The organism is Belliella marina (assembly GCF_042682445.1).
GTDB lineage: Bacteria > Bacteroidota > Bacteroidia > Cytophagales > Cyclobacteriaceae > Belliella > Belliella marina.
Genome location: NZ_JBHUHR010000038.1, coordinates 1 through 19,410, shown reverse-complemented (window position 1 = coordinate 19,410; position 19,410 = coordinate 1). Strand labels below are relative to the sequence as shown.

The 19,410-nt window shown below is 39.3% G+C and carries 28 protein-coding genes; 27 read left to right on the top strand and 1 reads right to left on the bottom strand.

Annotated elements, in window-relative coordinates:
* The first annotated feature begins 2 nt into the window (after positions 1 to 2).
* The 26 genes from rplV (at position 3) to eno (ending at position 14,076) form a co-directional block, all read left to right on the top strand.
* Positions 3 to 392 (top strand): 50S ribosomal protein L22, encoded by a 390-nt coding sequence (gene rplV / locus ACFSKL_RS12170; RefSeq protein WP_376886502.1) that lies wholly within the window; start codon positions 3 to 5, stop codon positions 390 to 392.
* Between the two features lie 9 nt (positions 393 to 401).
* Positions 402 to 1,136 carry a 30S ribosomal protein S3 gene (rpsC, locus tag ACFSKL_RS12165; RefSeq protein WP_241275195.1) on the top strand — a complete coding sequence of 245 codons (735 nt, stop codon included), beginning with the start codon at positions 402 to 404 and terminating at the stop codon, positions 1,134 to 1,136.
* Between the two features lie 22 nt (positions 1,137 to 1,158).
* Positions 1,159 to 1,578 carry a 50S ribosomal protein L16 gene (gene rplP / locus ACFSKL_RS12160; protein WP_241275196.1) on the top strand — a complete coding sequence of 140 codons (420 nt, stop codon included), beginning with the start codon at positions 1,159 to 1,161 and terminating at the stop codon, positions 1,576 to 1,578.
* Between the two features lie 8 nt (positions 1,579 to 1,586).
* On the top strand, positions 1,587 to 1,781 hold the full coding sequence (rpmC, locus tag ACFSKL_RS12155; protein ID WP_241410238.1) for a 50S ribosomal protein L29: 195 nt from the start codon (positions 1,587 to 1,589) through the stop codon (positions 1,779 to 1,781).
* Positions 1,782 to 1,789: 8 nt separating this feature from the next.
* Positions 1,790 to 2,053 carry a 30S ribosomal protein S17 gene (gene rpsQ / locus ACFSKL_RS12150; protein ID WP_241275198.1) on the top strand — a complete coding sequence of 88 codons (264 nt, stop codon included), beginning with the start codon at positions 1,790 to 1,792 and terminating at the stop codon, positions 2,051 to 2,053.
* Between the two features lies 1 nt (position 2,054).
* Complete coding sequence (gene rplN, locus ACFSKL_RS12145) at positions 2,055 to 2,423, top strand: 50S ribosomal protein L14 (protein WP_009053184.1); 369 nt, start codon at positions 2,055 to 2,057, stop codon at positions 2,421 to 2,423.
* Between the two features lie 2 nt (positions 2,424 to 2,425).
* Positions 2,426 to 2,770, top strand: a complete 345-nt coding sequence (gene rplX / locus ACFSKL_RS12140) for a 50S ribosomal protein L24 (protein WP_376886501.1) — start codon at positions 2,426 to 2,428, stop codon at positions 2,768 to 2,770.
* Positions 2,763 to 3,323 (top strand): 50S ribosomal protein L5, encoded by a 561-nt coding sequence (rplE, locus tag ACFSKL_RS12135; RefSeq protein WP_376886500.1) that lies wholly within the window; start codon positions 2,763 to 2,765, stop codon positions 3,321 to 3,323. Before rplX ends, rplE begins: the two co-directional genes overlap by 8 nt.
* A gap of 2 nt (positions 3,324 to 3,325) precedes the next feature.
* Entirely contained in the window at positions 3,326 to 3,595 is a 270-nt protein-coding gene (rpsN, locus tag ACFSKL_RS12130; protein WP_376886499.1) for a 30S ribosomal protein S14, read from the top strand.
* An 83-nt stretch (positions 3,596 to 3,678) separates the two neighbouring features.
* Positions 3,679 to 4,074 (top strand): 30S ribosomal protein S8, encoded by a 396-nt coding sequence (gene rpsH / locus ACFSKL_RS12125; protein WP_241275201.1) that lies wholly within the window; start codon positions 3,679 to 3,681, stop codon positions 4,072 to 4,074.
* A 9-nt stretch (positions 4,075 to 4,083) separates the two neighbouring features.
* A complete protein-coding gene (gene rplF / locus ACFSKL_RS12120; RefSeq protein ID WP_376886498.1) occupies positions 4,084 to 4,641 on the top strand; it encodes a 50S ribosomal protein L6 in 558 nt (185 codons plus the stop codon).
* Between the two features lie 5 nt (positions 4,642 to 4,646).
* Positions 4,647 to 4,994 (top strand): 50S ribosomal protein L18, encoded by a 348-nt coding sequence (gene rplR / locus ACFSKL_RS12115; protein WP_376886497.1) that lies wholly within the window; start codon positions 4,647 to 4,649, stop codon positions 4,992 to 4,994.
* A gap of 8 nt (positions 4,995 to 5,002) precedes the next feature.
* A complete protein-coding gene (gene rpsE, locus ACFSKL_RS12110) occupies positions 5,003 to 5,521 on the top strand; it encodes a 30S ribosomal protein S5 (protein ID WP_376886496.1) in 519 nt (172 codons plus the stop codon).
* Between the two features lie 4 nt (positions 5,522 to 5,525).
* The gene (rpmD, locus tag ACFSKL_RS12105; protein ID WP_376886495.1) at positions 5,526 to 5,705 is read left to right on the top strand and encodes a 50S ribosomal protein L30; all 180 of its coding nucleotides are present in this window, start codon (positions 5,526 to 5,528) and stop codon (positions 5,703 to 5,705) included.
* A 2-nt stretch (positions 5,706 to 5,707) separates the two neighbouring features.
* The gene (rplO, locus tag ACFSKL_RS12100) at positions 5,708 to 6,154 is read left to right on the top strand and encodes a 50S ribosomal protein L15 (protein ID WP_376886494.1); all 447 of its coding nucleotides are present in this window, start codon (positions 5,708 to 5,710) and stop codon (positions 6,152 to 6,154) included.
* A gap of 3 nt (positions 6,155 to 6,157) precedes the next feature.
* A complete protein-coding gene (gene secY / locus ACFSKL_RS12095) occupies positions 6,158 to 7,480 on the top strand; it encodes a preprotein translocase subunit SecY (RefSeq protein WP_376886493.1) in 1,323 nt (440 codons plus the stop codon).
* Entirely contained in the window at positions 7,477 to 8,250 is a 774-nt protein-coding gene (gene map / locus ACFSKL_RS12090) for a type I methionyl aminopeptidase (protein ID WP_376886492.1), read from the top strand. Before secY ends, map begins: the two co-directional genes overlap by 4 nt.
* A 2-nt stretch (positions 8,251 to 8,252) precedes the next feature.
* On the top strand, positions 8,253 to 8,471 hold the full coding sequence (infA, locus tag ACFSKL_RS12085; protein ID WP_040480068.1) for a translation initiation factor IF-1: 219 nt from the start codon (positions 8,253 to 8,255) through the stop codon (positions 8,469 to 8,471).
* 6 nt (positions 8,472 to 8,477) lie between these two features.
* Positions 8,478 to 8,594: a 50S ribosomal protein L36 gene (gene rpmJ / locus ACFSKL_RS12080; protein WP_014772314.1), complete on the top strand. Its 117-nt coding sequence runs from the start codon at positions 8,478 to 8,480 to the stop codon at positions 8,592 to 8,594.
* 5 nt (positions 8,595 to 8,599) lie between these two features.
* A complete protein-coding gene (gene rpsM, locus ACFSKL_RS12075) occupies positions 8,600 to 8,977 on the top strand; it encodes a 30S ribosomal protein S13 (protein ID WP_014772315.1) in 378 nt (125 codons plus the stop codon).
* 15 nt (positions 8,978 to 8,992) lie between these two features.
* Entirely contained in the window at positions 8,993 to 9,391 is a 399-nt protein-coding gene (rpsK, locus tag ACFSKL_RS12070; protein ID WP_014772316.1) for a 30S ribosomal protein S11, read from the top strand.
* Positions 9,392 to 9,411: 20 nt separating this feature from the next.
* Entirely contained in the window at positions 9,412 to 10,017 is a 606-nt protein-coding gene (gene rpsD / locus ACFSKL_RS12065) for a 30S ribosomal protein S4 (RefSeq protein WP_376886491.1), read from the top strand.
* 31 nt (positions 10,018 to 10,048) lie between these two features.
* Positions 10,049 to 11,038 (top strand): DNA-directed RNA polymerase subunit alpha, encoded by a 990-nt coding sequence (locus ACFSKL_RS12060; RefSeq protein ID WP_376886490.1) that lies wholly within the window; start codon positions 10,049 to 10,051, stop codon positions 11,036 to 11,038.
* A gap of 5 nt (positions 11,039 to 11,043) precedes the next feature.
* Positions 11,044 to 11,553, top strand: a complete 510-nt coding sequence (gene rplQ, locus ACFSKL_RS12055) for a 50S ribosomal protein L17 (protein WP_376886489.1) — start codon at positions 11,044 to 11,046, stop codon at positions 11,551 to 11,553.
* 124 nt (positions 11,554 to 11,677) lie between these two features.
* Entirely contained in the window at positions 11,678 to 12,775 is a 1,098-nt protein-coding gene (gene carA, locus ACFSKL_RS12050) for a glutamine-hydrolyzing carbamoyl-phosphate synthase small subunit (protein WP_376886488.1), read from the top strand.
* Positions 12,776 to 12,798: 23 nt separating this feature from the next.
* A complete protein-coding gene (gene eno / locus ACFSKL_RS12045; RefSeq protein WP_376886487.1) occupies positions 12,799 to 14,076 on the top strand; it encodes a phosphopyruvate hydratase in 1,278 nt (425 codons plus the stop codon).
* 916 nt (positions 14,077 to 14,992) lie between these two features.
* Here the strand turns inward: eno and ACFSKL_RS12040 are convergent.
* Positions 14,993 to 16,489 (bottom strand): Do family serine endopeptidase, encoded by a 1,497-nt coding sequence (locus ACFSKL_RS12040; protein ID WP_376886486.1) that lies wholly within the window; start codon positions 16,487 to 16,489, stop codon positions 14,993 to 14,995.
* 280 nt (positions 16,490 to 16,769) lie between these two features.
* On the opposite strand from ACFSKL_RS12040, the gene ACFSKL_RS12035 reads away from it, so the two are divergent.
* Positions 16,770 to 19,271, top strand: a complete 2,502-nt coding sequence (locus ACFSKL_RS12035; protein WP_376886485.1) for a mechanosensitive ion channel domain-containing protein — start codon at positions 16,770 to 16,772, stop codon at positions 19,269 to 19,271.
* Positions 19,272 to 19,410: the final 139 nt, after the last annotated feature.

Genomic DNA, 19,410 nt, shown 5'->3' with positions numbered 1-19,410 from the left:
TCATGGAAGCAATAGCAAGATTAAACAACGTTCCTACTTCTACTCGCAAAATGCGATTGGTAGCTGACCTTGTAAGAGGTAAAAGAGTAGGGCATGCATTAAGTATATTGAAGTTTACACCTAACCACGGTGCTATTAAATTAGAGAAACTTCTTCTTTCTGCTGTGGCCAACTGGCAAGCAAAAAATCCAGAAGAAAAACTTGAAGAAGCTGATTTATACATCAAGACAATTCAGGTAGATGGTGGTCGTATGTTGAAAAGACTGAGACCTGCTCCTCAAGGAAGAGCACACAGAATACGTAAAAGATCAAATCATGTGACTTTGGTAGTTGATGCATTCAGCACCGCAGTTACCGCTGATGAAGTACAAACAAAAGAAAACTCTAATTAAGATTAGACTATGGGACAAAAAGTAAACCCTATTGGTTTTAGACTTGGTGTAGTCAAAGGTTGGGATTCTAACTGGTACGGAGGTAAAGATTTTGCTGAGAAGCTTTATGAAGACCAACAAATCAGGAAGTATGTAAATGCTAGAATTCCCAAAGGTGGTATCTCTAAGGTAATTATCGAAAGGACTTTGAAAAGAATCACCCTTACAATCCACACTGCCCGTCCGGGAGTTGTGATTGGTAAAGGTGGAGCTGAAGTTGATAAACTTAAAGAGGAGTTGAAAAAATTGACCAACAAAGATGTTCAGATCAACATTTTTGAAATTAAGCGTCCTGAATTGGATGCGAAATTGGTTGGAGAATCAATTGCTCAACAACTACAAGCTCGTATTTCTTTCAGAAGGGCAATGAAGCAATCCATTGCTGCTACAATGAGAGTTGGAGCTGAAGGAATCAAAGTAAAACTTTCAGGTAGATTGGGCGGAGCCGAGATGGCAAGATCCGAGATGTACAAAGAAGGAAGAATTCCTTTGCATACATTGAGAGCTGACATCGATTACGCTATTTCTGAAGCAAACACCATCTATGGTATCATTGGTATCAAAGTTTGGATATTCAAAGGTGAAGTTTACGGTAAGAGAGATCTTTCTCCAAACGTAGGTGCAGCCAACGAGCCAAAAGGTGGAAACAACGCTAGAGGAAAGAGAAGAGAAGGCGGTCCAAAAAGAAGAAAGAGAAATAACTAATTTTCACCCTAAGTGAGAAATCATGTTACAGCCAAAAAGAACTAAATATAGAAAAATGCACAAGGGCAGAGTCAAAGGCATTGCACAGAGAGGGCACACGCTTTCTTTTGGCAACTTTGGCATCAAGTCCCTTGAAGCTGGATGGATAACCTCCCGTCAGATAGAAGCAGCAAGGATTGCTATGACGAGAGCGATGAAAAGAGAAGGTCAGGTTTGGATCAGAATTTTCCCTGACAAACCTATCACCAAAAAACCTGCAGAGGTTCGTATGGGTAAAGGTAAGGGAGCTCCTGAATACTGGGTTGCAGTAATCAAACCAGGTACTATCCTTTTCGAAGCAACAGGAGTGAGTCAAGAAGTCGCTAAAGAGGCATTGAGACTTGCACAACAGAAACTTCCTGTAAGTACAAATTTTGTAGTACGTAGGGATTACGTAGGATAAGACAAGCTATGAAAAATTCAGAAATCAACTCACTTTCGACAAGTGAACTAATCGAGCGTATCGCCGCTGAGCAAGCAAATTTGACAAAAATGCGTTTTGCCCATGCAATCTCTCCGATTGAGAATCCTAATAAATTAAAAGAGACAAAGCGTACAATCGCGAGATTGAAGACTGCTTTGACGGCATCACAATTAGCTAAATAAGAATCAAGATGGCTACTACTGAGAGAAATCTACGTAAAGAAAGAATAGGAAAAGTAGTCAGCAACAAGATGGACAAGTCCATCACAGTTGCCGTGGAGAGAAGGGTGAAGCACCCTATCTACGGTAAGTTTGTTGCCAAGACTACCAAATTTATGGTTCATGACGAGAATAACGAGTGCCAAGCAGGCGACCTCGTTAAGATAAGCGAAACTCGTCCGCTGAGTAAGAATAAGCGTTGGAGATTAGTAGAAATTATAGAAAAGGCTAAATAACATGGTACAACAAGAATCCAGACTAAGCGTAGCGGATAATTCAGGTGCTAAAGAAGTGCTTGTAATCCGCGTATTGGGAGGAACCAAGAAAAGATATGCTTCTATCGGGGATAAAGTTGTAGTGACTGTTAAATCCGCTCTTTCTTCCAGTAACATGAAAAAAGGTACCGTTTCCAAAGCGGTGATCGTGAGAACAAAGAAGGAAATTAGAAGAAAAGACGGTTCTTATATCCGATTTGAAGATAATGCTGCCGTTCTCCTTAACAACAACGACGAACCTAGAGGAACTCGGATCTTCGGTCCTGTCGCGAGAGAATTGAGAGAGAAGCAGTTTATGAAGATTGTATCTTTGGCCCCAGAAGTATTGTAATCATGGAAAGAAAATTCAATAAACAACCCAAATTACACATCAGAACGGGTGATACTGTAAAAGTATTGTCAGGTGATGATAAGGGTAAGACAGGTAAAGTACTTTCTGTAAACCTTGAGAAAAGGAGAGCAGTGGTAGAAGGCATCAATACAGTGACTAAACACGTGAAGCCTACCGCTACCAATCCCCAAGGTGGAATTGAGAAGAGAGAGGCTGCTGTACATATTAGTAACCTAATGTTGGTAGATCCTAAATCAGGTGAAGCTACCAGAATCGGTAGAAAACTAGGTGAAAACGGAAAATTAGTTAGATATTCTAAGAAAACTGGGGAGGTGATCAATGGCTAATCCTAGAATGAAAGAAAAGTACATTACTGAAATTGCTCCGGCATTGAAGGAGAAATTCCAGTATAAGTCAGCAATGCAAGTACCTAAGTTGACAAAGATTGTGTTGAACAAAGGTATCGGTGCAGCTGTAGCTGACAAGAAATTGGTAGATCAAGGTGTTGAAGAACTTTCTTTGATCACTGGGCAAAGAGCCGTAGCTACTAAGGCTAAGAACTCCATCTCTAACTTTAAGTTGAGAGAAGAGATGCCAATCGGTGCAAAGGTGACTTTGAGAGGTGATAGGATGTATGAATTCCTTGACAGATTAGCTACTGTAGCTCTTCCGCGTGTAAGAGATTTCAAAGGTATCAGTGATAAAGGTTTTGATGGAAGAGGAAATTATACGCTTGGTGTGACTGAGCAGATTATCTTCCCTGAGATCAGCATTGAAAAAGTAAACAGAATCTCTGGTATGGATATCACTTTTGTGACCACTGCTGAGACAGATGAAGAAAGTTTTTCTTTATTGAAAGCTTTCGGTATGCCTTTTATCAACAAAAATAATCCTCAATAATCATGGCAAGAGAATCATTAAAAGCTCGTGAGAGAAAAAGAGAACGTCTTGTAGCCAAGTACGCAAAGAAGAGAGCAGACCTAAAAGCTGCCGGTGATTACGAAGCCTTGGATAAGCTACCTAGAAATGCTTCTCCTGTCAGACTTCATAATAGATGTAAATTGACAGGTCGTCCAAAAGGTTATATGAGAAAATTTGGAGTAAACAGGGTAACTTTCAGAGAAATGGCTTCTGCTGGAAAAATTCCTGGTGTTACCAAATCAAGCTGGTAAAAATCGGACAAAAGTTTTTATTCTTAAAATCATTGTGTAACTTTGCACGCCCGAAATGGGTGTGCAGTTAGACTTATATAAATATGACTGATCCAATAGCTGATTATTTGACCAGATTGAGAAATGCCATCAAGGCGTCTCACAGAATCGTTGAGATTCCTGCTTCCAATATCAAAAAGGAACTTACCAAAGTCCTTCATGATAAGGGGTATATTCAAAATTACAAGTTTGAAGAAGAAGGTCCTCAGGGATCCATCAAAATTGCTTTGAAATACAACCCTGCCACCAAGCAGAATGCGATTGTAAGCCTTACTAGAGTTAGTAAGCCTGGTCTAAGAAAATATGTTAAACATGACGAGCTTCCTAGAGTAATCAATGGTCTAGGTGTGGCTATCATGTCCACTTCGAAAGGTGTAATGACCGATAAAGAAGCCCGTACCGAAGGTATAGGCGGCGAAGTACTTTGTTACGTTTATTAATTAACCGTTATGTCTAGAATAGGTAAAAAACCAATAAATCTACCAGAGGGTGTTACTGTAGACGTGTCAGCACACAATACTGTCACTGTTAAAGGTCCCAAAGGTACTCTGACTCAGGATGTGAATCCCGATATTGCCGTTGCGGTTGAAGGTAATCAAATCGTCGTGACAAGACCTACTGAATCCAAGAGACACAAATCTCTTCATGGATTGTATAGATCTTTGTTGAACAACATGGTTATCGGTGTTTCCGATGGTTACAAAAAAGAATTGGAATTGGTAGGTGTAGGTTACAAAGCCTCCAACCAAGGTCAAATTCTTGAATTGTCACTTGGCTACTCCCACAACATTTTCTTCTCACTTCCTGATTCAATAGCATTGAAGACAGAAACTCCAAAAGGTAAAAACCCTTTGGTGACTTTGGAAGGTATCGATAAGGAATTGATCGGACAAGTAGCTGCAAAAATCAAATCTCTACGTAAAGTTGAGCCTTACAAAGGTAAAGGTGTTCGTTTCGTAGGTGAGATTGTAAGACGTAAAGCTGGTAAAACCGCAGGTAAAAAATAATTAAGATGGCTTTTAATAAGAATTCAAGAAGACTTAGAATCAAGAAAAGTATCCGTAGAAAAATCAGCGGAACAGATTCTAGACCTCGTTTGTCAGTATTTAAAAGCAATACTGGTATATACGCACAATTGGTTGATGACCTTAAGGGTCATACACTTGCGCAAGCCTCTTCCAAAGAACTTGGAGCTAAGAATAATACGATCTCTGTTTCTAAGGAGGTTGGTAAAAAATTGGCAGAAAGAGCTGTTGCTAATGGTTTTGCTTCGGTCGTATTTGACAGAAGTGGATACCTATATCATGGTAATGTTAAAGCTCTTGCTGATGGTGCAAGGGAAGGTGGCCTTAAATTTTAATAGATATTATGTCTCAACTTAAAAGAAAACCCATAAGGGCAACAGATACAGAACTAAAAGAGAAAGTAGTTGCTATCAACCGTGTTGCTAAGGTAGTAAAAGGTGGTAGAAGATTTTCTTTCTCTGCTATAGTTGTAGTAGGAGATGGTAATGGTGTAGTAGGTTATGGATTAGGTAAAGCTAACGAAGTAACAGATGCTATCACCAAAGGTATCGAAGACGCCAAGAAAAATCTTGTACGTGTTCCTATCTTGAAAGGTACCATTCCTCACGAGCAATTAGGTAAGTATGGTGGTGGTTTCGTATTGATCAAGCCAGCTGCTCCAGGTACTGGAGTTATAGCAGGTGGTGCGATGCGTGCCGTACTTGAAAGTGCTGGTGTTACAGACGTATTGGCTAAATCAAAAGGCTCTTCCAATCCTCACAACGTGGTAAAAGCTACTATTGATGCTTTGATCCAATTGAGAGATGCTATTGCTGTTTCTCAGCAAAGAGGTGTAAAAATGTCAAAAGTTTTTAACGGTTAAGGATATGGCTAAGATTAAAGTAACGCAAGTAAGAAGCACTATCAAAAGACCAAAAGATCAAAAAGCGACTATCGTTGCTTTGGGTCTTGGTAGAATCAACAAGTCTGTGGAAGTTGAAAATACTCCCCAGATTGCTGGAATGGTAAGAAAAGTAAGTCACCTTGTAAAAGTGGAGGAAGCTTAATTATGAAATTACATACATTAAAACCTGCTGAGGGATCTGTAAAAGCTAGGAAAAGAATAGGCCGTGGTACTGGTTCTGGTAGAGGTGGAACTTCTACAAGAGGTCACAAAGGTGCTAAATCTAGATCTGGTTACAAATCCAAATTGGGATTTGAAGGTGGTCAAATGCCACTTCAAAGAAGAGTTCCTAAATTCGGTTTCAAAAGTCTTAATAGAATTGAGTGCAAGCCAATCAACCTTTCTGCTTTGCAGGAATTAGCCGATAAATTCAGTTTAGATACTGTTTCTTTCGATAGTTTGGTTGAGCATGGACTAGTTTCTAAAAAAGATGTTGTAAAAGTCCTTGGTAGAGGCGAACTTACAGCGAAATTGAATGTAAGTGCCCATTATTTCTCTGCATCTGCAACAGAAGCTATTGAGAAAGTTGGCGGAACAGTTAACAAGATTTAATAAATGAAAAAGTTTATCTCAACAGTTAAGAATATCTTTACTATTGAAGATTTAAGAGTTCGAATCTTGAATACAATCGGTTTTCTGATTGTATTCAGATTGGGTTCTTTTATCGTTTTACCAGGAGTAGATCCATCAAAGTTGGGTGATGCACCTGAAGGTATATTCGGTTTAATAGATACATTCCTTGGGGGTGCGTTTAGCAATGCATCCATTTTTGGTTTGGGTATTATGCCGTACATTTCTGCATCTATCGTGTTGCAGTTATTAACTGTTGGAGTACCTTATTTTCAGAAGTTACAAAAAGAGGGTGAATCTGGTAGAAAAAGAATCAATCAGATCACTAGGGTATTGACCATCGCAATCACTGTGGCACAGGGTATCGGCTATATTACAGCTACTATCCTTCCTACTGGGGCAGTAATGGTAAGTACTACGCTCTTTATGTTTAGTTCATTGATATTGCTTTCTGCCGGGACTATGTTCTGTATGTGGTTGGGAGAGAAGATCACCGAGAAAGGTATCGGCAATGGTATTTCCATGTTGATCATGATCGGTATTATCTCAAGATTCCCTGGTGCCATTATTGCAGAAGGGCTTTCAAAAGGGACTTCGGGAATGTTACTTATCATTATAGAGGCAGCAATATTGTTCTTTGTAGTATATGGTGTAGTAGCATTGACTGAAGCCACTAGAAGAATCCCTGTACAGTATGCCAAGCAAGTAGTGGGAGGGAAAGTTTATGGAGGTCAAAGACAGTATATACCAATCAAGGTAAATGCTTCAGGTGTAATGCCTATCATCTTTGCACAATCATTGATGTTCTTGCCGGCTATGATTGCGCAGATCTGGTCTTCGGAAAATGATATCGCCAATTACATAGGTAGTACCTTTTCAGATTTCACTTCATGGCAGTACAATTTGGTATTTGCCTTGATGATTATTCTATTCACATTCTTCTATACTGCTATCACGGTCAATCCTGAGCAGATATCTGAAGATTTGAAAAGGAATGGTGGATTCGTTCCGGGCATCAAGCCAGGTGCACCTACCTCTGAATTTATTGATAACATTATTTCTAGAATAACGCTTCCTGGCTCTGTGCTTCTGGCATTGGTAGCTATACTTCCAGCCTTTGCCATTATAGCAGGTGTTGGGGTTGAATTTGCTCAATTCTATGGTGGTACATCTCTACTTATCATGGTAGGTGTGATCATGGATACATTGAGACAGATTGAAAGTTACTTGTTGATGAGACATTATGAAGGCATGATGAAGAGTGGGAATATGAAAAATAATCCATCGGATTACGCAGCCGTAATATGATTCAATACAAGACTTTCGAGGAGGTCCAGTTAATTAAAGAAAGTGCTCAAATATTAGGCAAAGCCCATGGGGAAGTTGCCAAACATGTAAAAGCAGGTGTACAAACCTCTTTTCTTGACAAAATAGCGGAGGAATATATAAGGGATCACAAAGGTGTTCCTTCCTTCAAAGGTTACAATGGTTTTCCTGCATCACTTTGTATTTCAGTAAATGAAGTGGTGGTTCATGGATTTCCGAGTAATTATGTTTTGAAAGATGGCGATATAATCTCAATAGATTGTGGAGTCTTTCACCAAGGTTTTCATAGCGATTGCGCTTATACTTACCCTGTCGGTGAAGTTTCTTCAGATATTTTGTCATTGCTCAAAGCAACAAAGGAGTCCTTGTTTCTGGGAATAGAAAAGGCAGTTTTTGGAAATCGGATTGGCGATATTGGCAATTCGATTCAAAAATATGTTGAATCAAAAGGTTTTACTGTTGTAAGGGAATTGGTAGGGCATGGATTGGGGAGAAATCTCCATGAATCTCCTGAGGTTCCAAACTATGGTAAGCGTGGCAGCGGACCGCTTCTGAACGAAGGCTTGGTCATTGCGATCGAACCGATGGTAAATCTAGGGACAAGGAATATTGTACAAGAGAGGGATGGATGGACAATCAGGACAGCTGATAGAAAAGCATCTGCACATTATGAGCATACAGTAGCCATTTTCAAAGATAGAACTGAGATCTTGACTACACATCAATATATAGAAGAAAACTATAAATTCTAAATATGGCTAAACAGACATCTATTGAACAAGATGGTACTATAATAGAAGCATTGTCTAATGCAATGTTTAAAGTGGAACTTGAAAATGGGCATCAATTGATTGCGCATATTTCAGGTAAAATGAGAATGAACTATATAAAGATTCTTCCAGGAGATAAAGTGAAGTTAGAACTGTCTCCCTACGATCTTTCTAAAGGTAGAATTGTTTATCGATACAAATAAACTGTCATGAAAGTAAAGGCATCAATCAAGAAAAGAAGTGTTGACTGTAAAGTGATCAGAAGAAACGGAAAGCTTTATGTGATCAACAAAAAAAATCCTAAGTTTAAACAAAGACAAGGTTAATAATTATGGCAAGAATTGCAGGAGTTGACATTCCAGACAACAAGCGAGGAGAAATCGGCTTAACCTATATTTTCGGTATAGGAAGAAGTGCGGCAAAAGCTATCCTTGAGAAAGCGGGCATTTCCTTTGACAAGAAAGCGGGTGAGTGGGATGATGAAGAATCTACCGCTATTAGAAATATTATAGCTGAAGAATACAGAACAGAAGGTGTTTTGAAATCTGAGATTCAGCTTAATATCAAAAGATTAATGGATATTGGTTGTTATAGAGGTTTGAGACATAGAAAAGGTCTTCCTTTGAGAGGTCAAAAAACCAAAAATAACGCTAGGACTAGAAAAGGTAAGAGAAAGACTGTTGCTAACAAAAAGAAAGCAACTAAATAAATCTTGATTTAGATTATGGCTCAGAAAAGAAACGATAAAGCTAAAGGTAAAAAAAGAGTAGTTAAAGTAGAAGCGGTAGGCCAAGTGCATATCAAAGCTTCCTTTAACAATATCATCATCTCTATTACCAATAATTCTGGACAGGTGATCTCTTGGGCTTCTGCCGGTAAGATGGGATTCAGAGGTTCAAAGAAGAACACACCTTATGCAGCACAAATGGCAGCACAAAACTGTGGCCAGGTTGCATATGATTTAGGATTGAGAAAAATTGAGGTTTTTGTAAAAGGTCCTGGAGCGGGTAGAGAATCTGCTATCAGAACTTTGCAAAATGTAGGTCTTGACGTAACTACGATTATAGATGTGACCCCACTTCCACACAATGGATGTCGTCCTCCAAAACGTAGAAGAGTTTAATTCATTAAAGAAGATATAGAATGGCTAGATATAGAGGTCCAAAGGCAAAGATTGCCAGAAAATTCGGTGAGCCTATTGAAGGACAAAGCAAGGCACTTCAGAAGAAAAACTACCCTCCAGGGCAACATGGTAGAGGTAGAAGAAAAAAGCAGTCTGAATATGCTATTCAGCTTGCCGAAAAACAAAAAGCTAAATACATCTACGGTATTTTGGAAAGACAATTCTCCAAAATGTTTGATATAGCTTCCAGAAAACAAGGTATCACAGGTGAAAACTTGTTGCAATTGTTGGAGTCTAGATTGGACAACGTCGTTTATAGATTGGGTATCGCCCCTACAAGAAGAGCTGCTAGACAGTTGACTTCCCACAAGCATATCTTAGTAAACGGAGAATTGGTTAATATTCCATCTTATAATTTAAAACCTGGTGATGTTGTATCCGTAAGAGAGCGTTCAAAATCTCTTGAAGCGATCACTGCAAGTTTGGCAGGAAAAGGTACAGCACGTTATTCTTGGTTAGAGTGGGATAACGCTTCATTAGCAGGTAAGTTCGTAAGCATTCCAGTGAGAGAGGATATTCCGGAGAATATCAAAGAACAACTGATTGTTGAACTTTACTCTAAGTAATATTAATTCAGACTTAAAAAGAACTATTGATATGTCCATACTAGCATTTCAAATGCCCGAAAAAGTGGTGATGGAAAAAGCTGATGATTTTCACGGCTTATTTACATTCAAACCACTTGAAAAAGGCTATGGGGTCACCATTGGTAATGCCTTAAGGAGAATTTTATTGTCTTCTTTAGAAGGTTATGCCATCACTTCCGTGAAACTTCCAGGGGTGGTTCATGAGTTTTCCACAATCGAAGGTGTTGTAGAAGATGTTACCGATATTATCCTTAACCTGAAGCAGGTTAGGTTTAAGAAGGTACATGAAGCTATCGACAGTAAAGTTACCGTAGAAGTTAAAAATCAGTCCGTTTTCACTGCTGGAGATATCGCGAAATTCACCTCTTCTTTTGAGGTTCTGAATCCCGATTTGGTGATTTGCCACTTGGATGAATCAAAAAGTCTAGAAGTTGAACTTACAATAGAAAAAGGAAGAGGATATCTTCCTGCTGAGGAGTCTAAACCAAAAGAACAGGTTTTTGGAGTAATCCCAATCGATGCCATCTTTACACCTATCAAGAATGTGAAGTATAGCATAGAAAACACTAGGGTAGAACAAAAAACTGACTTTGAAAAATTGATCCTTGAAGTAACTACAGATGGTTCTATCCATCCTGAAAAAGCACTTCAGGAATCTGCTAAGATTCTTATTCAGCACTTTATGTTATTCTCTGATCAAACAATGGTATTGGACTCTTCTGGAGTTTCTGAACCAGAGCCTATTGATGAAGAATTCTTGCACATGAGAAAGTTATTGAAAACTTCTCTTGGTGATTTGGATCTTTCAGTACGTGCATTCAATTGTTTGAAAGCTGCTGACGTGAAGACTTTAGGTGATCTTGCCAAATTGGAGATTTCTGATATGATGAAATTCAGAAACTTCGGTAAGAAGTCATTGGCTGAATTAGAGCAATTAATCCAAGAAAAAGGTTTGACTTTTGGAATGGATTTGTCTAAGTATAAACTTGATGAAGAGTAAATAAAATGAGACACGGTAAGAAATTTAACCACCTTGGAAGGACGGCAAGTCATAGAAAAGCAATGCTTTCTAACATGGCTTCCTCACTGATTCTTCACAAGCGTATTTCTACAACGCTTGCAAAGGCTAAGGAATTGAGAAAATATGTAGAGCCTCTTATCTCTAGAGCTAAAGAAGATACTACACACAACAGAAGAATTGTATTTTCATACCTTCAAAGCAAAGATTCTATCAAGACTCTTTTCGGAGAAGTAGTTGAAAAAGTTGCGACTAGACCTGGTGGATACACTAGAATAATCAAAACTGGTAATCGTTTAGGCGATAACGCTGAAATGTGTATCATTGAGCTTGTTGATTTCAACGAATTGATGTTGAAAGAAGCTAAGCCTGCTAAGAAAACTACTAGAAGAAGTAGAAGAGGTTCCGGTGCTGCTGCAGAATCAGCTGTGATTGCTGATGAGACTGCGACAGAAGTGAAAGAAGATGATAAAAAAGAAGATAACGCTGCAGAATAATATGTTGCTATGATCTTCATATAAAGGGATTGGACTTTGGTTCAATCCCTTTTTTTATATCCTTTGAATATTAAGAAGACATATCCTTAGAATTTTCTTAAATTTGACCAGTCTTAAAGAAAAAATGAACAAACAAAAAGCTACTTTATTATTGGCCGATGGAACAATTTTCCATGGCACTCTCATTGGTAAGCCAGGGACAAATGGCGGTGAAATATGTTTCAATACAGGGATGACCGGTTATCAGGAGATCTACACTGACCCTTCCTATACTGGACAGATTGTTGTCTCTACGACCTCACACATTGGAAACTATGGTGTAATAGAAGATGAGGTTGAATCTGATAGCCCTACCATTGCAGGTATAGTTGTCAATTCCTTTTCTGAAATACATAGCAGGTTGGATGCAAGTGGTTCTCTTCAAGATTATCTTGCCAGCCACAATATTACAGGTATTGCCGATATCGACACAAGGAAATTGGTAAGACATCTTCGTTCCCAAGGAGCTATGAATGCAATCATCAGCTCAGAGTATGAAGGAGATCTTGCAGGACTCAAGGCTGAATTGAACATGGTGCCGGATATGAATGGACTGGAATTGTCTTCCAAGGTATGTACCAAGGAGCCATATTTTTTTGGAGATGAAAACTCGCAAATCCGTGTTGCTTGCCTAGACTTTGGGATTAAGAAGAATATCCTGAGAAATCTTGCCGATAGAGGGGTTTATTGTAAAGTTTTTCCTGCGAAAACTAGTATAGAAGAATTGTCTGCTTGGAATCCTTCAGGTTATTTCCTTTCAAATGGACCTGGCGATCCAGCAGTGATGGATTATGCAGTAAGTACCACAAAGAGTATCTTGGATACTGGTTTGCCTGTATTTGGGATTTGTCTTGGACATCAGGTTCTTGCCGAAGCATGTGGAGTATCCACCTACAAAATGCACCATGGCCACAGAGGTTTGAACCATCCAATCAAGAATATCCTGACGGGTAAAAGTGAGATAACATCCCAAAACCATGGTTTTGTGGTGAAAAAGGAGGACGTGGAAAACAACAAAGAACTTGTGATTACACATGTTCATCTCAATGATGGGACGATAGCTGGGATTAAATTGAAGAACAAACCTGCTTTTTCTGTACAATATCATCCTGAATCATCTCCAGGACCTCATGATTCGAGGTATTTGTTTGATGATTTCGTATCTTTAATGACCAAAAATTAAAACCTAATAAACCATTTTAAATTATGACATTAATTCAATCAATTCACGCAAGACAAATTTTAGACTCAAGGGGAAATCCTACGATAGAAGTGGATGTTTTCACCGAGAACGGTGCTTTTGGTAGAGCAGCTGTACCTAGTGGAGCTTCTACTGGCATCAATGAAGCTGTAGAGCTTCGTGATGGGGATAAGTCCAAGTACCTCGGAAAAGGAGTCCTAAAGGCTGTTTCCAATGTGAATGATATCATTGCACCAGAATTGTTGGGACTTGATATTTTTGAGCAAAATACAATCGATCAGATCATGATCGATTTAGATGGTACCCCCAACAAAAGCAAGTTGGGAGCCAATGCAATTCTTGGTGTTTCTTTGGCTGTTGCCAAAGCTGCGGCTATGGAAGCAGGCCAGCCACTTTATCGTTATGTAGGTGGGGTAAATGCGAACACACTTCCTGTGCCTATGATGAATATCATCAATGGTGGGTCGCACTCCGATGCACCAATCGCATTTCAGGAGTTCATGGTTAGGCCTGTTGGTGCTAGCAGTTTTTCAGAAGCTATCAGAATGGGGGCAGAGATCTTCCACCATTTGAAAAAAATCCTTCATGATAAAGGTTTGAGTACGGCTGTTGGTGATGAAGGTGGTTTTGCGCCAAACTTCTCAGGTGGTACAGAAGAAGCATTGGCTTGTATCCTTGATGCGATTTCAAATGCTGGTTACAAAGCAGGTGATGATGTGACGATTGCTTTGGATTGCGCAGCTTCCGAATTTTACAAAGACGGTAACTATGATTACAAGAAGTTTGAGGGAGATTCCGGTAAAATCAGATCTAGGGAAGAGCAGGTTGCTTACCTTACCGAATTGACTGAAAAATATCCAATTGACTCAATCGAAGATGGTTTTGCGGAAGAAGATTGGCAAGGTTGGGCTTTGTTGACAGCTAAGATAGGAGACAAAGTTCAATTGGTTGGTGATGATTTGTTTGTTACCAATGTGAAATTCCTTCAAAGGGGAATTGAGGAAAAATCCGCAAATTCAATTTTGATCAAAGTAAACCAAATCGGTACCTTGACTGAAACTTTGAATGCGATTTCCCTTGCCCACAAAGCTGGATTCACAGCAGTGATGTCACATAGATCTGGAGAGACAGAAGATTCTACCATTGCTGATTTGGCGGTAGCAGTGAACTGTGGGCAGATCAAGACTGGATCTGCATCAAGATCTGACAGAATGGCGAAATATAACCAGTTGCTTAGAATCGAAGAACAATTGGGGGATTCAGCTATTTTCCCTAAAAAGTAAAAATGATTATCCGCAACCCTGTCCATTGATGACAAAAAGGATTGTGGAAAGTTGACAATATACAGCGTAACAAAAAAAGCAGCTTTCGAGCTGCTTTTTTTGTTACGAAATCTGCAAACAGAGCTTTATCTGAGAGTACAGAAACCCAATTGATGCTATGGCCTATCAAAATAGCATTGATGGCAAATCAGTGTGAAATCCCATATTCAAAATTGATAAAATGAATAAAGTGGATTTTTATACTTAATTATAATCCAATTATTTTAAAATTTGGAGTTTGACGATTTTATTCGACAAAAACATCTGCTATATCTTCTCGGATTTCCGGCTCTGAATTTTCTGAATATGCACCATTCTTGAGGTGTTCTTGATAAATCTGAGATTCCATACAAAACATTCCTCTACCGGGGAAATAAAATACAGAGTCCCCAACATTTATGGATTTTTTCGTTTGAAGGCATATGCCTTTCTGCTTGGATTCAATAAATTTTCCCATGAGTGATTTTAAATCATTAATCTTCTTTAAGATACAAATCTAATTCCACAATAGAAACACTTATTTTTATTTGTTTCCCCTATTCGGACCTAGATTCCAAAGGGGTGTTTTAATGATCTGTAAGATAGTTTGTTATGTAAAAGCCTTCGTGGTTGCAGAAAAAAATAAATTTAACGAAATTTTTTTGATAGCTTGGGAAGTGCTCTTGCTCAATAGGATTTGATATTTACAGACACGGCTGTTATCAAGGACTTCGGGGTTGGGAGAGAGTATCGACTGCTACAGCAGGCAGCAGGACGTGGAGGGTTTGTAAACTCCACAAACCTATACGCTGGATGTATTGATCTTGTTTTGTGAAGAAAAGAAAAAGACCGATCTAATGACCGGTCTCTTTCCAAACAACTCAAACACTTGGTATTCTTATTCGACTTTAAGTTCAAAGTAATATTCTTGGCCATTGGGATATAATCCCAAGACTACTATTTCCTCACCTTTATTTTCTTCCAATACCGAAAGCACATCACTTGCACTGGTGATTCTAAACCTACCTTCAGCCCCCAGTATGGAGGTTATGATAAAGCCGGGACGTGCGCCGGATTTTTTCCAGATATCATTTTCAACACTTAGGATTGTTGCACCCCCCTGGATTTTCAATTTCTCCTTGATGTTTTCTTTCAAATCCTCAAATGTAACCCCATTGAAACTAGCTACGACAGGGACTTCTTTTTTGATGATTTTTGTGTCACCGGAAATGTTCTTCAAGGTTACTTGTGTTTCCATTTCCTTTCCATTTCTTAAATATTTTAAGGAAACCCGATCTCCAGGGCGCTTACGGGCTACCATTTCTTGTAGGGTCGCTGTAGTGTTTGTCCTTACACCATCGACACCTATAATGACATCACCTTTTTGGAGGCCAGCATCTGCACCGCCGCTTCCTTCATTGACGCTGGAAACGTACACCCCTTGGCTTAACCCAAGATTGAGGTCTAATTCCTCGTCCATTTCAGGAGAGACATCGATGATTGTGACCCCCAACAAACCTCTTTGCACAGTTCCGAATTCCAATAGATCGTCCATGACTTTTTTTACCAGGGTACTTGGCACGGCAAATGCATAGCCATTGAAAGTGCCAGTCCTAGATGCAATTGCGGTGTTGACTCCTATCAGTTCCCCTGCGAGGTTTACCAAAGCTCCACCAGAGTTTCCCGGATTCACTACTGCATCCGTTTGAAGGAATGACTCTATGGAAAGGTTGTTCTCAGCTGTTCTGAGAATGCCGATATTTCTTGCTTTTGCACTGATAATTCCGGCAGTAACTGTAGATGTCAAGTCGAAAGGGTTTCCGACGGCCAGTACCCATTCACCGATTTTGGTGTCATCTGAGTTGCCAAATTTTACGTAGGGAAGACCTTTTGCTTCAATTTTCAACAATGCCAAGTCGGTAGTAGGATCCGTTCCGATCACCCGGGCTGTATATCTGGTGTTGTTTTCCAATGAAATATCTACTTTGGTTGCATTCTCAATCACGTGGTTGTTGGTGACAATGTACCCGTCTTCCGAAATGATCACACCTGACCCGGAGCTTCTGCCTTCTCGTGGTGGTTGGTTTCTTTCAGGTGGCCTAAACCCAAAGAATTCCTCGAAAGGATCTGCATTTCTTTGTCTTTGGGAGACTGTTACAGAGCTTTTGACATGCACTACTGCCGGAGTGACTTGTTGGGCAGCGGCTACGAAATTGATGCCATCCGGGACAGTGAATTTGGAATCTGACAACCAGTTTACCAAACTGGCATCTTGTTTTTCACTGAAATTGGTGGCTGTATTTTGTTTGGATAAATAGCTGGCGCCTGCCAAAGCAACTATACCACCTATCAGAGAGGCTAAAATAATGCCTAGGAAAAACTGCTTTTTATTCATTTTGATTTGCGTTTAAGTTCTAAGTAAGATACACGAAATTTACGAGTATCGGTTATCAAAAATCAAGCTTTTCAAAAGATCGATCTATGTATTTAACATGGTTTAACACTTTGTGAAAAGCTGTTGGATGCTATATCTATACAACAATTTTAACACAAATGAGTTTAGAAAATTGAATAGAATTCCTTCCCCAAACATTTCCGATTCGTCTATCTTCCAAGCTGATTTTTTCAATTTATCACGTATATTGAATTTTATTTCAAAAGAAATCTTAACCTGTATGAAATTCTTCAGCCTAATTGTATACTTGATATTCTTTGCTTTTACCGCAAATGCTATACATTTTGATGTGCAAGGGCTTGATACTTTGTTGAAAGTGTCAGATAAAGTAGAGAAGCAAAAGGTGGAGGAAGCCGAAAAGCCATCTTTGGAGGGAAGCATCAGAAAAAGCCAAGATTATACCATACAACTCAATAGAATGAATTTCACCTTGGGTAAGGTATTGGATTCATTGGAAATCATCGAAGATTTCCCTAGTGTTGAGCGCTTGTCAATGGTGGTTCAGAATAGATTGGAAGACAATGAATCGACGCTCAGTATGCGATACTTGCAAGAGCTTGATAATCTGCTGAAAAACATAAGGAATCAAGTGTTGGTAGCTGAGCGGAAAGTTACTGCCAGAATTGAGGAATTGGTTTCTGTTAGGGAACAGTTGGAAAAAATCAAGGAAGATGAATTGTTCCGGTTGGATTTGAGGGATTCGTCCATTTTGCCTGAATACCAAAATGCCCTTTCCCAATTGCGGGGTCAAGTTCAGGAAACTGAAAGGGTATTGAGTGAGCAGCGGATTTACACGGCAAGTTTTCAGACTAGAATATCAGGGGTGATGGTTAGGCTCTCAGAGTTGTCTGAGGCTATTGCCATGGAGTTGAGAAAATCCGAAAAAGCACTTCTGTTAAAAGATTTCAATTATATATGGGAAAAGCCTGATTATCAAAGTTCGTCGAGGTTAAGGGAGGTGTTTATAGAATCAATCAGGTTGAATGAAGCTATTTTTTATAGATATTTGAAAAGTCATTTAGGTTTGACCGTTTTTTTTATCCTTGTGATATTGGCAATCTATTTTTGGATAAGGAATATTCTGGCTGCGATTGAATCCCAAAAAGAATTCTCCAAGATCATTATTGAAAGGGCAAAGTACGTTCCCAAAAGTCCCTTTTTGAGTGTTTTGGTGATTTTACTGCCTATACTTCCATTTTTTTACCCGAACCCTACCATATCTTTTATGACTGTATTGCTTTGGATAGTGGTTTTTGCGGTGACGATCTTATTGATAGGAAGGTTTCCGAAGGGACTCTTCAAAAATTGGCTTGTATTTGTGTTTATATTTTTGATTTACACAATCAGCAACCTTTATAGAGATATCAACTATTCGGAAAGATGGTACCTTATATTGCTGAGTTTAGTTGGGATTTATTTGGCTTTGAGAATTGTCAAATTCCAAAAAAACAATCCCAATTCATTTCCCTCTTTTATCAAAATTTTGGTAAACTTCTATATTGCCATGCAGGGCTTGTCTTTACTTGCCAACTTTCTGGGAAGGTTTACCTTGGGTAAGCTACTTGGTGTAGCGGCGACGATCAGCTTTACCCAATCTGTCGTGCTCTATCTCTTTGTGCTGATCATCATGGAAGTCATATACCTTCAAATCGAATTGAGGGGTAAAGGGGAAAATGATTTCACATCCTATATTGACTTCCACGGTATCCAGGTTCGCTTGAAAAAGGTTTTGTTCGGATTGGCCGGAATGATTTGGGTTTATTATTTTTTCGATAATCTTTCATTATTGGATATAGTCCTAGAGTACAGTCATGAATTTCTCACAACCCAAAGGAGTCTAATCAATACTACCTTCACATTCGGGAATATTCTGGTTTTCTTCGTGATAGTATATGTCTCCAGTGTATTGGCTAACAATGTTGCTTATTTTGCCACTATAAAGGATCAGCAGAAAGGGTCTGCACGGGATAAAAGACTTGGATCCTCTATACTTTTGATCAGACTGGGGGTGCTTTCTGTCGGTTTTGTTATGGCTGTAGGAGCTTCGGGGATTGGTTTTGATAAGATCGCAATCGTATTGGGAGCTCTTTCCCTAGGAATCGGTTTTGGTCTGCAAACCATAGTGAACAACCTGGTCTCCGGGGTTATATTGGCATTTGAGAAACCTATCCAAATAGGAGACGCCATAGAGGTGGGAGGAAGATCGGGTACAGTGAAGGATGTCGGGATCAGGTCGAGCAAAATCCAAGCTTATGATGGCTCTGAGATCATCATCCCCAATGGGGACTTACTCTCTCAGCACTTGATCAACTGGACACTTTCTGACAAAAAACGTAGGGTAGAACTGATTATCGGAGTTAGTTATAAATCAGATATGGATTTGGTTTCTTCAATTCTATCTGAACAAATTCAGCTGGAAGAGATTATGAAAAAACCAGAGCCAAGGGTGCTTTTGCAAAATTTTGCAGACAGTGCTGTAGAGTTTCGGGTGTTGTTTTGGGTGGAAAATTTTGATCTTTGGGTGGAAATAAGGAACACGGTGATGAGGGGGATTTTTAAGTCATTCAAGGAAAATGGGGTAGAGATTCCTTTCCCTCAGAGAGATTTGAATTTCCGTACTTTTCCAGGGTTGTTGGATGAGAAGGTAAAGTCGGTAGGGGAGTTGAAGGATCTAAAGGAGTTGGGAGATATTGAGAACAAAGATGGTTCAAAAAATGAATAATAAAAGAGGTGTCCTCACAAGTGGCAATCGCTTTTTTTAGGGCTTCTTGCTCAACACTTAAACGACTGAATATCAACTATATACCTAACAAAAACATAACATAAAAACCCCGAATTTGGCAGTATTCAGCTTTTTTCGG